This is a genomic window from Halovenus anhuiensis, assembly GCF_037080055.1.
Classification (GTDB): domain Archaea; phylum Halobacteriota; class Halobacteria; order Halobacteriales; family Haloarculaceae; genus Halovenus.
This window is the reverse complement of sequence record NZ_JBAOJI010000007.1, coordinates 1-14041: the sequence shown is the minus strand read 5'-3', so window position 1 is coordinate 14041 and position 14041 is coordinate 1. Positions and strand designations below refer to the sequence as shown.

The 14041-nt window shown below is 57.2% G+C and carries 12 protein-coding genes, 1 tRNA gene, 2 rRNA genes and 1 pseudogene; 5 read left to right on the top strand and 11 right to left on the bottom strand.

Annotated elements, in window-relative coordinates; genetic code table 11:
• Positions 1 to 10: 10 nt before the first annotated feature.
• Positions 11 to 1182: pseudogene (locus V8P86_RS18965) on the bottom strand (MFS transporter).
• A 188-nt stretch (positions 1183 to 1370) separates the two neighbouring features.
• Here V8P86_RS18965 and V8P86_RS15105 point away from each other — a divergent pair.
• On the top strand, positions 1371 to 2129 hold the full coding sequence (locus tag V8P86_RS15105) for an IclR family transcriptional regulator (RefSeq protein WP_336328119.1): 759 nt from the start codon (positions 1371 to 1373) through the stop codon (positions 2127 to 2129).
• Positions 2130 to 2364: 235 nt separating this feature from the next.
• Here the strand turns inward: V8P86_RS15105 and V8P86_RS15100 are convergent, their stop codons facing one another.
• The 3 genes from V8P86_RS15100 to V8P86_RS15090 all read right to left on the bottom strand — a co-directional run bounded on the left by V8P86_RS15100 (position 2365) and on the right by V8P86_RS15090 (position 6290).
• Complete coding sequence (locus tag V8P86_RS15100) at positions 2365 to 4284, bottom strand: archaea-specific SMC-related protein (protein WP_336328118.1); 1920 nt, start codon at positions 4282 to 4284, stop codon at positions 2365 to 2367.
• Positions 4285 to 4329: 45 nt separating this feature from the next.
• The gene (rdfA, locus tag V8P86_RS15095) at positions 4330 to 4929 is read right to left on the bottom strand and encodes a rod-determining factor RdfA (protein ID WP_336328117.1); all 600 of its coding nucleotides are present in this window, start codon (positions 4927 to 4929) and stop codon (positions 4330 to 4332) included.
• Between the two features lie 158 nt (positions 4930 to 5087).
• Positions 5088 to 6290 carry an acyl-CoA dehydrogenase family protein gene (locus V8P86_RS15090; protein WP_336328116.1) on the bottom strand — a complete coding sequence of 401 codons (1203 nt, stop codon included), beginning with the start codon at positions 6288 to 6290 and terminating at the stop codon, positions 5088 to 5090.
• A gap of 116 nt (positions 6291 to 6406) precedes the next feature.
• Here V8P86_RS15090 and V8P86_RS15085 point away from each other — a divergent pair, with 116 nt between their 5' ends.
• Both V8P86_RS15085 and V8P86_RS15080 read left to right on the top strand, forming a co-directional pair.
• Entirely contained in the window at positions 6407 to 6856 is a 450-nt protein-coding gene (locus tag V8P86_RS15085) for a MaoC family dehydratase (RefSeq protein WP_336328115.1), read from the top strand.
• Positions 6857 to 7093: 237 nt separating this feature from the next.
• Positions 7094 to 7408 (top strand): hypothetical protein, encoded by a 315-nt coding sequence (locus tag V8P86_RS15080; RefSeq protein ID WP_336328114.1) that lies wholly within the window; start codon positions 7094 to 7096, stop codon positions 7406 to 7408.
• A gap of 17 nt (positions 7409 to 7425) precedes the next feature.
• Here the strand turns inward: V8P86_RS15080 and V8P86_RS15075 are convergent, their stop codons facing one another.
• On the bottom strand, positions 7426 to 8262 hold the full coding sequence (locus tag V8P86_RS15075; protein WP_336328113.1) for a phosphatase PAP2 family protein: 837 nt from the start codon (positions 8260 to 8262) through the stop codon (positions 7426 to 7428).
• 155 nt (positions 8263 to 8417) lie between these two features.
• A tRNA-Cys gene (locus V8P86_RS15070) sits at positions 8418 to 8493 on the bottom strand.
• 583 nt (positions 8494 to 9076) lie between these two features.
• Between V8P86_RS15070 and V8P86_RS15065 the strand changes: the two genes are divergently transcribed.
• Positions 9077 to 9400, top strand: a complete 324-nt coding sequence (locus V8P86_RS15065) for a hypothetical protein (protein WP_336328112.1) — start codon at positions 9077 to 9079, stop codon at positions 9398 to 9400.
• Positions 9401 to 9442: 42 nt separating this feature from the next.
• Here V8P86_RS15065 and V8P86_RS15060 read toward each other — a convergent pair whose 3' ends face one another.
• Positions 9443 to 10363: a response regulator gene (locus tag V8P86_RS15060; RefSeq protein ID WP_336328111.1), complete on the bottom strand. Its 921-nt coding sequence runs from the start codon at positions 10361 to 10363 to the stop codon at positions 9443 to 9445.
• A gap of 303 nt (positions 10364 to 10666) precedes the next feature.
• Here V8P86_RS15060 and V8P86_RS18960 point away from each other — a divergent pair, with 303 nt between their 5' ends.
• On the top strand, positions 10667 to 10801 hold the full coding sequence (locus V8P86_RS18960; protein ID WP_442909411.1) for a DUF7503 family protein: 135 nt from the start codon (positions 10667 to 10669) through the stop codon (positions 10799 to 10801).
• 9 nt (positions 10802 to 10810) lie between these two features.
• Here V8P86_RS18960 and V8P86_RS15055 read toward each other — a convergent pair whose 3' ends face one another.
• From V8P86_RS15055 to V8P86_RS15045, 4 genes are all read right to left on the bottom strand, one after another.
• Positions 10811 to 12934, bottom strand: coding sequence for a hypothetical protein (locus tag V8P86_RS15055; RefSeq protein WP_336328110.1), 2124 nt, complete (start codon positions 12932 to 12934; stop codon positions 10811 to 10813).
• A 117-nt stretch (positions 12935 to 13051) separates the two neighbouring features.
• Positions 13052 to 13273: a DUF7987 family protein gene (locus V8P86_RS19100; RefSeq protein ID WP_503629732.1), complete on the bottom strand. Its 222-nt coding sequence runs from the start codon at positions 13271 to 13273 to the stop codon at positions 13052 to 13054.
• Positions 13274 to 13463: 190 nt separating this feature from the next.
• A 5S ribosomal RNA gene (gene rrf / locus V8P86_RS15050) occupies positions 13464 to 13586 on the bottom strand.
• Between the two features lie 117 nt (positions 13587 to 13703).
• Positions 13704 to 14041 (bottom strand): 23S ribosomal RNA (locus V8P86_RS15045); the annotation flags it as partial.

Below are 14041 nucleotides of genomic sequence, written 5' to 3'. Positions count from 1 at the left end.
TCCCTCTTTTTTAGTAGCCGAGTCGGAACAAGTGGTTTGCGAGAATGGCGACCAGCCCGACGGCCATGATCCCAGCGAGTGAGCCGAAGGCGACCGGCCAGCCGAACTGATCGGCCATCACTCCGATTGCGACGCTCCCGAGGGCACCGATGAGCATGTAGACTGTCCGAACGAGCCCGAAGCCTGCGCCCTGTTCGGCCTCGGTCAGCGCGTCGATGAATCGAGACTGCAGCGGCGCGCCCCACGTCATCGCCACGCCGATGGCGACGGTGGCTACGACCAGCAGCGCGAAGGAGTCGACGACCACCAGCGCCCCGTAGCCACAGATACCGATCCCCATCGTGAGTGCGACGATTCCGTCCCGTGAAAAACGGTCCGACAGCGAGCCCATCAGCGGCTGGAGAATCCCGTGGATGAAGAAGTACACCGAGAATAGCACTCCCGCGGTTGTCCGAGAGAGGCCGTGGTTCGCTTCGAGAAAGGCGGGGAGAAAGGAGGCCGTCGCCTGCCATGTGAACGCGCCGAGTACGGACAGCCCCGTTGTATACAGGATAGGCCCCCTGCTGAGCAGTTCGTAATCGGACCGATTTCGAGGCGGTCACGCATCGGCCGGTCGGGAAAGCGAGCGGGCTCGAGTTCGACGAACCAGAAAAACAGGGCGAACGTCGGGACGGCCACCACAGTGCCGATCAGCACGGCCGCCCGCCAACCGTATCGGGTGGCAACCACCGCAGCCACGGCTGGGGAGACAAGTCCGGCCAGCGGCGCACCCGTTACGTGAAATCCGATTGCTCGACCAGTCTGCTCGAAGTTCCGGGTCAACAGCGAGGTTGCGACGATGTAGTGCAATCCGGCAGCGATGCCGAGACAGAAGACGAGGACGGCGAAGATCGGAAACGTCGGTGACAGAGCCAACAGCCCGCTGGCAGCGGCAGTCAATCCGACCGCCGCGAGAATCGTCCGGCGCTCGCCGAACCGATCACCGAGAATGCCACTCGGAAACTGTGTCAGCGCGTATGCGGCCCACATCCCGGAGAGTGCGAGTCCGACCGCGCTGTTGCTCACGCCGAAACTGTCCACGATATCCGGGACGACCGGACTCACGACTAGTCGGGCCGTGACGACCGCAAAGAAGGCAGCAGTGCAGCAGACGAGAACGGTATTCCGGTACGGCCAGTTCACACCCCGAGTTGATGAACCGCATCAAAATGGATTTCGTTCTGTTCTGAACAGCGCTCGTTTCGTACAGTGAAAGCAATGCTGTGTAGAAGAGAAACTATCCGGTAGATTGCGAGCGCCCCGTTGCACGATACAGAGCTATCATTTCACTATTCGAAATATTCATGACGGTTCGACGTGAGAGAGGAAATATGGCGAACCAGGAGGACGAGAACGTCGGGGTTGCGACGACCAAAAAGACGTTTGCGATCCTCGAAACACTCCGTGAGAACGAGGGACTCTCGATTGCGGAGATTACGCGTCGGACCGATCTCACGAAGAGTACGGTGTATCGCCATCTGAAAACACTCGAAGAACTCGGCTACGTGATCGAACGCGACGGGGAGTACTACATCGGACTGGGGCTGCTCGAAATCGCCGAGCAGACCAGAAACCGCGAGCCGGGATATACGATTGCTCAACGCAAGGTCTTCGAGTTAGGACGAGAGACGGACGAACGGTCGATGTTTCTCGTCGAGGAGAACCTTGAGGGAGTCTATCTCTACCGATACGGAAGTCCTTCGAACACGATGGTCGGGGAACGCCGCCCGCTGCATGCGCTGGCCTCCGGGAAGGTGATTCTCGCGGAGTTCGACGAGGAGCGGATCGAGCGTTTCATCGAGCAAAAGGGGCTGGTCCAGCATGCAAAGAACACGATCACGGACCGTGACTCGCTAGTATCGGAACTCGAAGCGGTGCGTGAGCAGGGATACGCGCTCAACGACGAGGAGTACATGGACGGCCTGTTCGGCGTCGGCGTGCCAGTGTACACTCCCGACGACGAGTTACTCGGATCGCTCGGGCTATTCGGCCCGACGAGCAGATTTACCGACGAATATCTCCACGACGATCTCGTCAATCGGCTCTGGGACAAGGCCGGTGAAATCAAAGTTACCCTCGCCTACGGGTAATTCGATGGATGAAACGTGTCGTCGCGATCACCGGCACGAAATCGGAAATCTGCCAGTTAGGATCGCTCAACCGGATTCATGTTTTGCCTGCCGAACAAATTAATCCGATATACGAACGATATAATTCGTATAATGAATTAGCTATTTTACGATGTGAGAGCACCCGATCAGGGAGACGAGCAGAGCTAGCGAGAAACTGTTTACAGCCATACGTCTGTAATCTGTGAAGAGTAACTTAGACTTCCGAGACGACGTTGTGGTCGTCAGCGAGTGCCTGTGCATCCTCTTCGAGCAAGGCAACGACGAGATAGGGGACGAAGTCCTGGAAGTACTCGACGAGCGTGGCGATCCGTTCGGAGTCGATCGCTTCGAGGGAGTCGAGTAGCATGAACGGGACGGACTCGTGGAGGTCGTGCACGAGATAGCCAGCCAGCGCGAAGACCAGCCCAGTGACCTCGCGTTCGCTCTCGCTCAGGTGGTCGATCGAATCCTCGTAGGCAGTGCCGTCGGCAGTGGTGCGGACGATGCGTAGCTCGAAGGTCGTAGACTGAGCGTCGTCCGCCCGGATGCGTTCGATCCAGATCCGTTCGATGTTCTCGTAGCCGAGCAGGTCGAGCAGTGTCTCCATGTGGGTGTTGAACTGTTCGACCGCTTCGGCTTCGAGTCGGTCGATCCGGGTTCTGAGATCGGTCAACTGATCGGTGAGCTGTTCACGCTGGGTGCGGAGTTGTTCGCGTTGCTCGATCTGTCGGTTGGTCTGCTCGATTTCGGCGTCGATCTCCGCACGTTTCTGCTCTTTCGAGTCGAGTTGAACGGAGAGTTCACTGGCTCGTTTTTGTTCCGTCGCGATCTCCTCGTACTCGGCAGCATCGAGTTCGTCGACGGCGGTTTCGAGATCGTCGATCCGCTCTGAGAGGCTGTCGCGGCGGTCGAGGAGGTCGGCTTTCCGCTCCTCTCGTTGCTCGATCTCCGTTTTGAGTGTCGCGAGTCGATCTTCGAGGTCGCGGCGCTCGCGACGCGTCGATTCGATCTGATCTTTACGGTCGCGGAGGTCTGCAAGCTCCGATTCGACCGTCGAGCGTTCGTCCGCTTTCGTCCGGCGAAGCTCTCGAAGTTGATCGATGGTCTGTTCGATCCGGTCGGCCTCGACCGTCGATCCACACGTCCAGCAGGTCACCTCGCCGCCGGGCAGCAGTTCGCCGGTCACGTCACCGCCGTCGGAGAGCATCGAGTCGTCGCCATCGAGGCGGTCGCGGTTGAACTGGATCGTCTGCTGGAGTTGGCTGATCTCCGCGTCGAGCGCCGCCTTCTTCTCCTGACAGTGTTCGATGTCGCTTTCGAGCCCCGAGAGATCCACCTCAGCGTCGGTTTCGACATCGTCCAGTTGGCCGCGGATGGACTGACGTTCAGAGCGTAAGGCCTCGATACTCTCACGTTCGGTCTCGATCCGATCGCGAACCTGTTCGATCTCCGATCGGGCCTCCTGCAGGGCATCGAGTGTCGACTGCAACTCCGCTCGTCGCTTTTCGCCTTCGGCCGGGTCGATCTCCGCCTCGGCCAGATTCGCTCTGGCGTCGGACAGGTCGGCCCGGAGTTGCTCGATCTCGTCGGCCAGTTGCTGTTTGGTCTGTTCCAACTCGGGCAGTCGCTGTTCGAGGCTCTCCAGTTCGGAGAGTCGGTCGTCGAGATCGCGTTTTTCCGATTCCAGCCGAGCAATTTCGTCGTTGATCGCGGCGGTATCGACCGGGCGCATGATCAGTTCGCGGAGATCCTCACCGCGGGTGACCGCCTGTCTGGCCTCGTTCGATTCCAGCAGGAAGGCGAACAGATCCGCGAGTTCGGGGTCGTCGAGATACGGCTGGCCGTCGTACTGGACGGTGTCGTGCTGGCGTTCGAGTCGCCCTGTGTAGCTATCATCGGCCTCGAGCGTTGCCGTCCCCAACGTCTCGTCGGCTTTGAGACTCGCACGTTCGCTGCCGAGCGCGGCCATTAATCCCTGCAAAAGCGAGGTCCGGTTCGTCGCGTTCCGCCCCGAGAGCACCGTGACGCCCTCTCTCAGCGAGACGGTCGTCTCGTCGATACCGCCGATATTCGAGACCGAAAGCTCGACACACTCAGGGAGATGTGGGTGTGTCTGGTCGAGGTTTGCAGACATTTCGTTGTCTTCTGATTTTCCCTACCGTCGTGTTATCCTTTTCGTTTACCGAGTACAGTGACACCCGCCCCGATCGAGGAGTTCTCGCACAGAGTACTGGTGGTTACACTCCCGGCAGGCGACCTGAACGGAGACGAGTACGTCGATTGAACCGATATCGAGCGCGTCGTGACTCGCCAGCCGCGTAATCGTGTCGTCAGTGACCGCCTCCGTCCTGCTCTGGAGTTGTCCGAGTGTCGTCTCGGCATCGTCGATCCGCTCCGATAGAGTCGGCTCGGAGAGGGAGGCCTCCAGACACTCAGTCAGGTGCGTGTGGATCGTCTGATGAGAGACGAACCGCTCGTCGAGGGTGTCGACGGAGACGCCGCGTTGTTCCAGTTCCCGCCGGGTTTCGATCCGGTCACCGCTCGAAACTGCATCGTCGGTGAGCAGTCGGTAGTAGTTGTCCACCTCGCCGTCCTTGGTCGGAATGCCGGCCGCCGTGAGTTCCGCGGCGAGCAGTTTCCGATTGAACCAGTCGGCGAGTTCGCGCGTGCTCTGTCGGTCCTCCCCGGTCCAGCGGTCGGCGAGTTCCCGGTCGACATCGATTCCGACGACCTCGGCGACCCGGCCGACCTTACAGCAACTGATCTCGGATTCTGTCACACTGCATCGTAGGCACGAGCCGACACAAAAGCCACACGATACTTTACAACTGTATGTCCGTAAATATTGTTTGATTGGTGCCGGGGTGGACCGGGAGAGTTCCGGTGGTGTTCAGAGTATAATCATACGATACCTTATAATAATTTATTCCATATACGTCAGTACGACCGAGGCAGATCGAGTGTGTGTTCGGCGATGTGGTTGCGCATCATCTCTGTGGACCCGGGTGCGACGCGGCCGAGACGGGTTCCTTTCCACATCTCGATGACGCCGTAGTCTTTGCTGAACCCGTTGCCTCCGTGGACCTGGACGGCGACATCTGTGGCTTCGTGAGCGGCTTCTGAGGCCCGCAGTTTCGCCATGTTCGAGATCTCGGCGACTTCCTTGGGGTCGGCGTTGGTGTCCATCATCCACGCGGCCTTGCGAACCAGCATGTTCGCCGCCTCCAGTTTCGAGTACGACTCCGCAATCGGGTGCTGGACGGCCTGATGGGCCCCGATTGGCTGGCCAAACACCTCCCGGTCGCGGGCGTAGTCGACAGCCCGTTCCAGCGCGGCGTATCCCGTCCCGACAGCGCCGGCCCCACCAATGAGTCGCTCGGGATTCACTGTATCAAATAACTGGTATAAACCCATACCTTTCGTTCCAATTATGTCTTCGTCGGTCGCCTCGTAGCCGTCGAGTGAGAGTTCGAACTGTCGCTCCGGCGTCGGGATCCCCGTGTCGAGTTCGCGGAGTTCGATGGCGTCGTCTCCCGGGTCGGCGAGAAACAGCGTGATGCCAGAGGTGCGTTTTTCGACTTCGTCGACGGGAGTCGTTCGGGCGACCAGCAACATTCTGTCCGCGCGGTCCGCGCCGCTGATCCACTGTTTGCTGCCCGTGATTTCGTAGGCCCCGTCGTCAGTCTCCTCGGCGTACGTATCCATGTTCGGGGCGTTGTGGCCGGCGTTCGGTTCGGTCAGCGCCATGCAGAAGTTCAGGTCGCCGTTCGCGAGCGGTTCCAGATACTCCGCCTTCTGTTCCTCGGAGCCGTGTTCGGTCAGCGTCACCGCGCCGAAGACGATGTTGACGACGAAGAGCATCTCCGAGCCGAAACAGCCGTTTCGGGTGAGTTCCTCGACGATAGCCGAAAGTTCGGTGATCCCCAGTCCCTCACCGCCGTACTCCTGTGGAATCGTCGCGCCGAGAAAGCCCGCATCGGCACACTCCTGCCAGAACTCGGTCGGCTCGCGTTTTTCCGGCCCGGTCACCGCACGCCAGTAGTCGTCGTCGTAGCCGGCCGCAACTTCGCGGGCCGTCTCGCGGATCATTCGTTCTGTTTCCCCTTCCCCAAACGCAGGTGTGTCTTGTGACACCGTCATACATACTTCACAGGCGCCAATCGATATAAAAGCCCCAGTGCGCGAATTGAATATTTCAGCGCCCGTTCACGGACGAGTCCGCAGTTTTATTATTCGACGGGCGCGGTTGAGTACGCATGCCAACGTACTACGAAGATTACGAGGTCGGAGACACGGAGGAATTTGGTGAGCGGACCGTCACGAAAGAGGAAATCATCGAATTCGCCGAGAAGTACGACCCACAGCCGTTTCACACCGACGAAGAGGCCGCAAAGGAGACGATGTTCGGTGGACTCGCGGCCAGCGGCTGGCACACGGCCGCCATTTGTATGCGGATGTACGTCGACCACATGATCGACGAGGCCTCACAGGGTGCCCGCGGCGTCGACGAACTCCGCTGGATCAAACCGCTCCGACCGGGCGATACGCTCACCGCCGAGGTGGAAGTCGTCGATAAGTATCCCGACGAAAACAACCCTCACATCGGCTACGTGGACACGAAACTGACGGCGTACAACCAGGACGACGAGGCCGTCATTAGCTGGATCGGCCTCGGCATCATCGACCGGAAGTCGACAGCGGAGTAGTTCGTGCCGATGGTTCAGATCGTTGGTGGTGTGATCCACCGACAGTTCCACCCACTCGAAGAAATTAGTGAGGGTCCCGATACCAGCGGAGACGTAGGAAGCGAGCAGGTTCACACGTCAACCACGAATTCACGGCGGACCTGATTGGATTTCGGGCTGTCGAAGCGGCGAACTGGTCGGAGAATCCAAGTCACAAAGATCAAACGAGGTGTCGACGAAAGAGGAGTACAGCCAGCTATGGACGAGACTGAAGGCCACTCCGCTGTTCGAACCTACAGCATGCTGTCCTGGTTCGGAGCGATTGGGGTCTGTACGTCGTTACACGTTGCCGGGCGGTATTTCGAGCACTGGTTCATGCGGAACGATCCCGACGAGCATCCGCTCGTGAAGGAGTTCATCCGACAGCCAGTACGGATGGTGACCGAAACGCCGGCAGTGATGGCAACAAAACCCATCCTCAGTGTCGTGCTGTCGGGCGTGCTTCTCGCCACGCTCTGCTACAGGTTGTTTCTGTTCGCCGTCGGGCAGTGGTACCTTCTCTGCTGGACGTAGCGTCGCACCCGCAACGACTACACCGGTTCTGTCTCCTTGGACTGGCGGTTACTCAGCCGGCCCTCTGTGATCTCGACGATCTGTTCAGCAAGGAAGACACAGCCAGCCGCCAGAATGATCCCTGCAACAACGTCGATAGCCCAGTGGATGCCGAGGATCATCGTCGCGAGGACGATGCCACTGGAAACGATTGCCGTGATCTGGAGCCAACGCGGCTGAATGTGGCGGGTTCGCCACGCAAACAGTAACACGATCACCGACAGCGACGTGTGCAACGACGGGAACACGTCGGTGTTCTCCGAGACAACACTGGTCACGTCGGCCGTCTGCGGGTAGAACTGGTACATGAGCCCGTCGACGTGTTCGGTGACGTAAATTCGCGGACCGACCGCCACGAAGAACGTATAGAAAAGTGCGCCGGCAGCGTAGTTGAGGATATACGCCACCAGCAGTTCCTTCAGCGGCCGCAGCGCCGGCGTGAACAGGTAAACCACGATCGGTGTAACGAGCAGGAACGCGAATCCGAACATGTAGAATCCCGAGAACACGGGGATAAGTGCCTCCGGCGTCGCGTTCTGGAGATGGGCAACGACCAATCCCTCGACACGGTAAATGGATTTGGTGATCTCAATCCCAACCTCTCGGGAGAGCCGCTGGCTCGGCCCCTGTGTGAATCGCCGGATGACGAAAAACACACCTGCCAGAATGAGGTACGGTGCGAGATCGGAGAGTCGGCTATCGAGACTGCCGAGTGTCTCTCTGATCTGAGCAGGTGTGAGACAGACCGTACAGGTTGCAACGATTCCGGTGACGACAACCGCGCCGATGATCAGCGATACCGATAGAAATGACATGTGATGGGTTCGTTATTTCTGATGAGATAGTATCAGACATAAATCCATTGATGAAACGTCGTATATAAGTTAGAGAGAAGAACACCGTCCGGCAATCGGCCGGGACAAACGTTGCTCGAATTCAGCAGTAAGTACTATTGAATCCGGAACAGAAAAGCCAGGGGCCGGATTTGAACCGGCGATGATCCGCTCTGCAGGCGGACGCGTTCGGCCAGACTCTGCCACCCTGGCACACTCATAAATCTGCGTCGAACTCGTTTAAGCCCGTCGGATACCCACCGGCATGAGTGTGTGACTCACACTCCGAGTAATTTTAATACCAATCCCATCATCAGAGTGAACTGAACACAGAGGTGCCACAAATGACCGCCATCCCATCCATTCACCGGGTTGCTATCGCAAATAGCGCCGGGTGTGCATTCTCTCCAGGGTGGCCGGTCGTCGGAGTGATGGCACTCGCTGCCGGCCTGCTACCGGCCTGATGCCCGAATAACCGTCACCTGGCTGGAGTACCCAGCCGGGGTGGTGAACGCGGGCCGTTCTCGACTTACCGGGCACTCGGGAGCAATGCTGCAGTCGATCCGGGCTATCGTCTCTCACGCCCAGTTGCAGCACTGGCCAGCGACGCCTGTCTGGTTCGTCACCAGCGCTGGCCGTTATGTTCGATATCAGATTCTACCGGAGATCCCGGAAGAACGCACAGAAGTACAAAGACCGCCGCGAGTGGGAGAGTTCCCGCCACGCGCGGTATCGACGATAACGCGAGCGGTGTGGACCGACATCGGGCGTTCGACTCGCCCCTCGCGTCCTGCAGATGACAGCACGCAATCCACCTGATACGGCAACGTCGGGCACGGCGACGAGACGATGGACAGTCCGCGCGACAGTTCGTGTGCCTCGCGGGGGTGGCGCCGACCTCGCGAGTGACGCGTCCAGACGACTCGAATCACCACCCCACGTGGACAGCGTCGAGGTCGACGATATCCGTGGCCTCGAACCCGCACTCGCAGCGACCGCCGTCGGACTCGAACTGACGGTCGTAATGAACCAGACGGCCCCTGTCGAGACAGTCAGGGCCGAACTGAATACAGCGCCAGGGACCGAGCGAGTCGAACAAGTAACACCCGCCGAGCGGTGAGCGCATGTCGCCCGTCCAGGAAGGGGAGACTAGAGTGGGAGGTTAGGCGTCAGCCATCCGCCAGAGGATCCCGATACACGCGGGGTCGTCACCGTAACGGATCGATCCGCCGTGGACTTCGACTGCGACTTCGGACCCGTCGGCACACTCTCCGGTGAACGTCCGGTTGAACGTGTGACTCTGGTCGTCGATAGACTCCAATAACTCGGAGAGTACCGCTTCGTCTGCTTGCGTACTCGCGATGGCGAGTGGCGACTCGCCGAGAAGTTCTGATCGCATGTATCCCAGAATATCTGCCAGTTGTTCGTTCACGTAGACGAACTCGCCATTCTGGACGATAAATACGCCGGCGATATCCTGCTCGACGAGTTGGTGGTACCACGAGAGTGCGTCCCAGAACCGTTGCTGGGAGCGATAGCGCTCGACTGCATTCCGGATCCGGTTGGCGAGTACCTCGTACTGTTCGGTACCCGTCTCCTTCTGCATGTACTCCGTCACACCTGCGGAAATTGCTTCGCTGGCAACCTCTTCGCTGCCTTTTGCCGTATAGAGAACGAACGGGAGGTCGGGATACTGTTCGCGAACGATGGCGAGGAATTCGAGCCCGTCGGTGTGGGGCATGTCGTAATCGCTGACGATACAGTGTATCTCCTCGTCCTGAAGTCTGTTGATCGCTTCGACGGCTGATGTCTCGCCGACAATCGAGAACTGCTCGTCGGTTCGTTCGAGCAGTTCAGCGGTCAACTCCAGGATCTGCGGGTCGTCGTCGACGTGGAGAATTCTGATATCGGTTGACTCATCGACCGTTGACACCGACATTGGCATGTCGAACGGTTCGCCGTCGAACGGACTCGACGTGCCGTTCCGGAGCAACGGCGGTTGCTCTCGTGTCACCCGCCGGCATCCCCGTAGCGCCGAGCGAGAGAGTGTCGTTGATGACAGACTGTCTCTCTCGTGGCTCATTTGTACCCCTCCGGTTCTGTACTCGGCAGGTTTGTGAACGAACAGACTGGATTGCACCCACACATTGGAACGTAATGTAACGAATGCGGGCCAAAATTATAATAATTTCCCGTAGTGATACCATCTGATAATGCCAGTTTATTAGTATAGATATATTTCCCGATGTAGGTGAGCATGGAAAGATAATCGACACGATATTGTCCGATTATAAATACTATCCATCTGAGGGTTAAACTAACTGACTAAATATATAGAATTATAAGATAAATTTAATTCAATTGGCACCGGAATCAGTATTGTACCATGTCAGACTCAACCACTGCGGAATTCCTCAAGGAACATCCGCGACTGCTGGCTGCACTGTTCGGAATGACCATACTGATGGCCCAAGTCGGGCCTGTTGCTGCTGGAAATAGCGTTTCGATTAGCGGCCCTTAAGATAGATAGTCAGTCGAATTTTAGATCTCGTTCGGTCACGGAGTCACTCCATATGATCTGATCAGAATTTAGTCTAACGGGAACACCTTCGGCATTCAAGAATTTCATGACCTGGTCAATTGGAGCAGTAAATGTGTTCAGGGGACCTGATGAAAGGTAGTATCTGTCATCCCCTACTAGAAGTGGAGCAGTCATCGTTCCAAGATCGGCATTATTTGTCGGATAAGTATTCATTTTTATAGAATATTTATTACCTTGAGGGTGAATTTCTAACAGATTTGGTGTCCTACTTGAAGATTGGGTCACAGTCGCAGTCCCATCACCAACGACGATGTATTGCCCGCCCAAGATACTCTCCTCGCGCGCAATCGACAGAGCGACTCCGAGTGGGAACCCAGTATTGAGAAGTTTTGCGATCAGTTCTCCGATAGACACGGCCTCGTTGCTGATGATATCAGTAAGTGTGACGATCCCTCCAATAGCACCGGCCTCGATCAGATTGACTCCTTGATGATACGAGCTACAAGCGTTCAGTAAGAAGGCGTCAACGCTAGTCGACGCAAGATCATCTGCATCGAGTTTCCCGTCCGGACATTCGAAGCCGTCTGCGTCTGCATGACCAATATAGTGGAGGAAGTCACAGTCTGTTTCGAGAACTTCGTGGAGTTCATCGACAGACAGGTTCCGGTGAACAGTCACGTCAAACGGGAGATCTGATCGCTGGCCATATGCTGCATCGACGAGGTCGCGTTCTTCGTCCATCCGAGTATCGTTCTGGATGATCGTAATCGAAATATCACCAGCACCGACCTCCCGATCGAACCGGTTCTGGAAAGCTTCTGTTAGGAGTTTATTGGCCCCAATTGGGACACCGTCACCGATCCAGCCCTGTTCGAGTGCATCCGTCGGCTCAAACTGGATGTACGGCTGCTCTGGAGTCGAGTCCTGTGTAGGTGAAGAGCGGATGTCAGGCTCGGGACTTGCAGAACGAGTCAGGGCTTCCGATCCCCTCGCACTTCTGGAGTTGTCCGCTGCAACGGCTGGCTCCGCTGGCGTCGGACTGTCCGCTGCTCGAATCACCGCGAGGTCGTCGACGACGAAGGGTATCTGTTGGATGGACTCTGCCACTGGCTCAACGTGGGCAAGAAATCGCCACGTGGGGATCTGGTCTGCAATGCTGTCGTAGGAAACCCTTAGATAGGTTTCGAGACGCTGGCCGATCGGCTGGTCGTACAAGGATGCCCAGTCGAGATCGAGAGTCTCATCGAGGACACGGCGTTCGTGCAGCGACACATCATAAAATCCCTCGGTCCGGGTGAGACAATCCAGAAAGAAAACCTGCTTGAGCGTTCGTTCGATCTGACCTTCGAACGCCGCAGCATCGAACTGTTGGACAATCCCTGTCTCCGTGCGTAATGCTGGCTGGTCCCCTGGGACGACGCGCGCGCCTAAGTAGTACGCCAACGGTGCAACTGGATAGACATACTCCAACATTGGCGGGACTACAAGAGAGATTCCAGTCTCCGGCACTGCAAGGCTCGACGGGACATGGAGTTCATCACCGAGTTCGACGCGTGGCGGGTGGCCACGAAGCGTCGGGAAGGAGTGTTCCGGGCTGGTCGATTTGAGCGCCGATCCAAAATGGCTGATGGCTTTCATCAACCCCTCTGGCTCTGGTGGGGCAGTGATCGTCGTCGCTGGGCGTGTGTGCCGGGACCGAAATCCAATATCGACGGTTGTCGGCTCGCTGAATTCGAATTGCATTTCCACGAGGTCGGCAGTAATCTCGACGGGACCGGAAACTTGCATGTAGGTTTTGATCTGGGTACTCAAATCCAGAATGTATGACCCAGGTTCAAGTGTACGGCTATCTAGATGCTCGACCTCTGCAGCCATATTCCCTGCCGTATCTCGAACGATCACACTAGCGGGATTTGGGAGCGTGACCGCTTCAGTTGTAATTCGGAGTCCTTTGCCGACGGGAAACAGAAACTGCTCGGGTGAGACCAGTTCTGGAAAAACGGGTTGGGGCGTCTGAATCTGATACCGGAGTTGTTCGAGGCGATCGATAATCTCGATTCCTGGTGGCTCAGAAAGCGTGTCGAATGCAAGAATCCCCCCGTCGTCTTCCATTCTGTCCCTAATCGTCCGTACTGAGGGAATGTGTCACTAAAAAGGTACCGTACACAGAGCGTGTCATAGAAAACGTCTCACGGTTCTACAATAGTGTGTGTCGGATTCGTAATCCGATTAGTTACGCCATTCGTTGATGAATGTCGGGGCGATGACGCCAACGCCGAGGAGCACGGCAAAGTGAACCCATTGCTTATCAGTTACAGCTGTTGTGCCGTACACCGATACGAGAGCGAGTGTGACGAAGACTGCTGTAATCTTGGTTTCTGTGCTGACCAGACTATTCGACCTTGTGGAGGGCTGTTCTGACACGTTCAATCGTTCAGTTGCATAATCCATATACTTTTTCTACAATTTCAGAGCCAGCAACTACCGCTGACCGAGCCCAGAGCAAGAACCAAAACCGTCTACTGAGCAACTGCGAACGATTCTATGACACGCTCTACACATGCAAAAAACCCCCCGACCAGCGTTGTCACTGGTCGAGGGGTGATGAAGTGGGTCCAAAATGAGGACCCAAAGTATGAATGGGAGGCGGCGAACCGAGTTTCCCAGAGACTCTCGTACTCCAGTACTCACCGGAACGCTGGCGGGCTTAACTTCCGTGTTCGGGATGGGTACGGGTGTAAACCCCGCCGCTATGGCCGCCTTAACGCCGACTTGCGGTGTCGAACCGCGTCTTGCCTGTAGCCGGTGTCGGCCGATGTGCAATCCGTGTATACGTGCGATCCAGTTAGCGCCTGGACTCGTTCGTCGAGTCAATGCGGTATGAATGGTGGCTTCGATCTGTTAGTACTCGTGGGCTGAACGTCTCGTTGCCTCGACGCGTACACCCCAAGTCTATCGATCTCGTCTTAGACGAGTGATCTCAGCGGTGCCTCTTTTCCAGGTGGGTTTCGAGCTTAGATGCGTTCAGCTCTTACCCCGTGTGGCGTAGCTTCCCAGCAACACTCTCTCGAATGACTGGTACACCAGTGGCCACCAACCGTAGTTCCTCTCGTACTATACGGTCGTTCCCGTCAGGCACCAAACACCCCCAATAGATAGCAGCCGACCTGTCTCACGACGGTCTAAACCCAGCTCACGACCTCCTTTAATAGGCGAACA

Excerpts from the sequence above, each read along its gene's own strand:
- V8P86_RS19100 (WP_503629732.1), bottom strand. The coding sequence starts at position 13,273 with ATGGATTATGCAACTGAACGATTGAACGTGTCAGAACAGCCCTCCACA.
- V8P86_RS15080 (WP_336328114.1), top strand. The coding sequence starts at position 7,094 with ATGGACGAGACTGAAGGCCACTCCGCTGTTCGAACCTACAGCATGCTG.
- V8P86_RS15075 (WP_336328113.1), bottom strand. The coding sequence starts at position 8,262 with ATGTCATTTCTATCGGTATCGCTGATCATCGGCGCGGTTGTCGTCACC.
- V8P86_RS15105 (WP_336328119.1), top strand. The coding sequence starts at position 1,371 with ATGGCGAACCAGGAGGACGAGAACGTCGGGGTTGCGACGACCAAAAAG.
- V8P86_RS15065 (WP_336328112.1), top strand. The coding sequence starts at position 9,077 with ATGACAGCACGCAATCCACCTGATACGGCAACGTCGGGCACGGCGACG.
- V8P86_RS15100 (WP_336328118.1), bottom strand. The coding sequence starts at position 4,284 with ATGTCTGCAAACCTCGACCAGACACACCCACATCTCCCTGAGTGTGTC.
- V8P86_RS15055 (WP_336328110.1), bottom strand. The coding sequence starts at position 12,934 with ATGGAAGACGACGGGGGGATTCTTGCATTCGACACGCTTTCTGAGCCA.
- V8P86_RS15085 (WP_336328115.1), top strand. The coding sequence starts at position 6,407 with ATGCCAACGTACTACGAAGATTACGAGGTCGGAGACACGGAGGAATTT.
- V8P86_RS15090 (WP_336328116.1), bottom strand. The coding sequence starts at position 6,290 with ATGACGGTGTCACAAGACACACCTGCGTTTGGGGAAGGGGAAACAGAA.
- V8P86_RS18960 (WP_442909411.1), top strand. The coding sequence starts at position 10,667 with ATGTCAGACTCAACCACTGCGGAATTCCTCAAGGAACATCCGCGACTG.
- V8P86_RS15060 (WP_336328111.1), bottom strand. The coding sequence starts at position 10,363 with ATGAGCCACGAGAGAGACAGTCTGTCATCAACGACACTCTCTCGCTCG.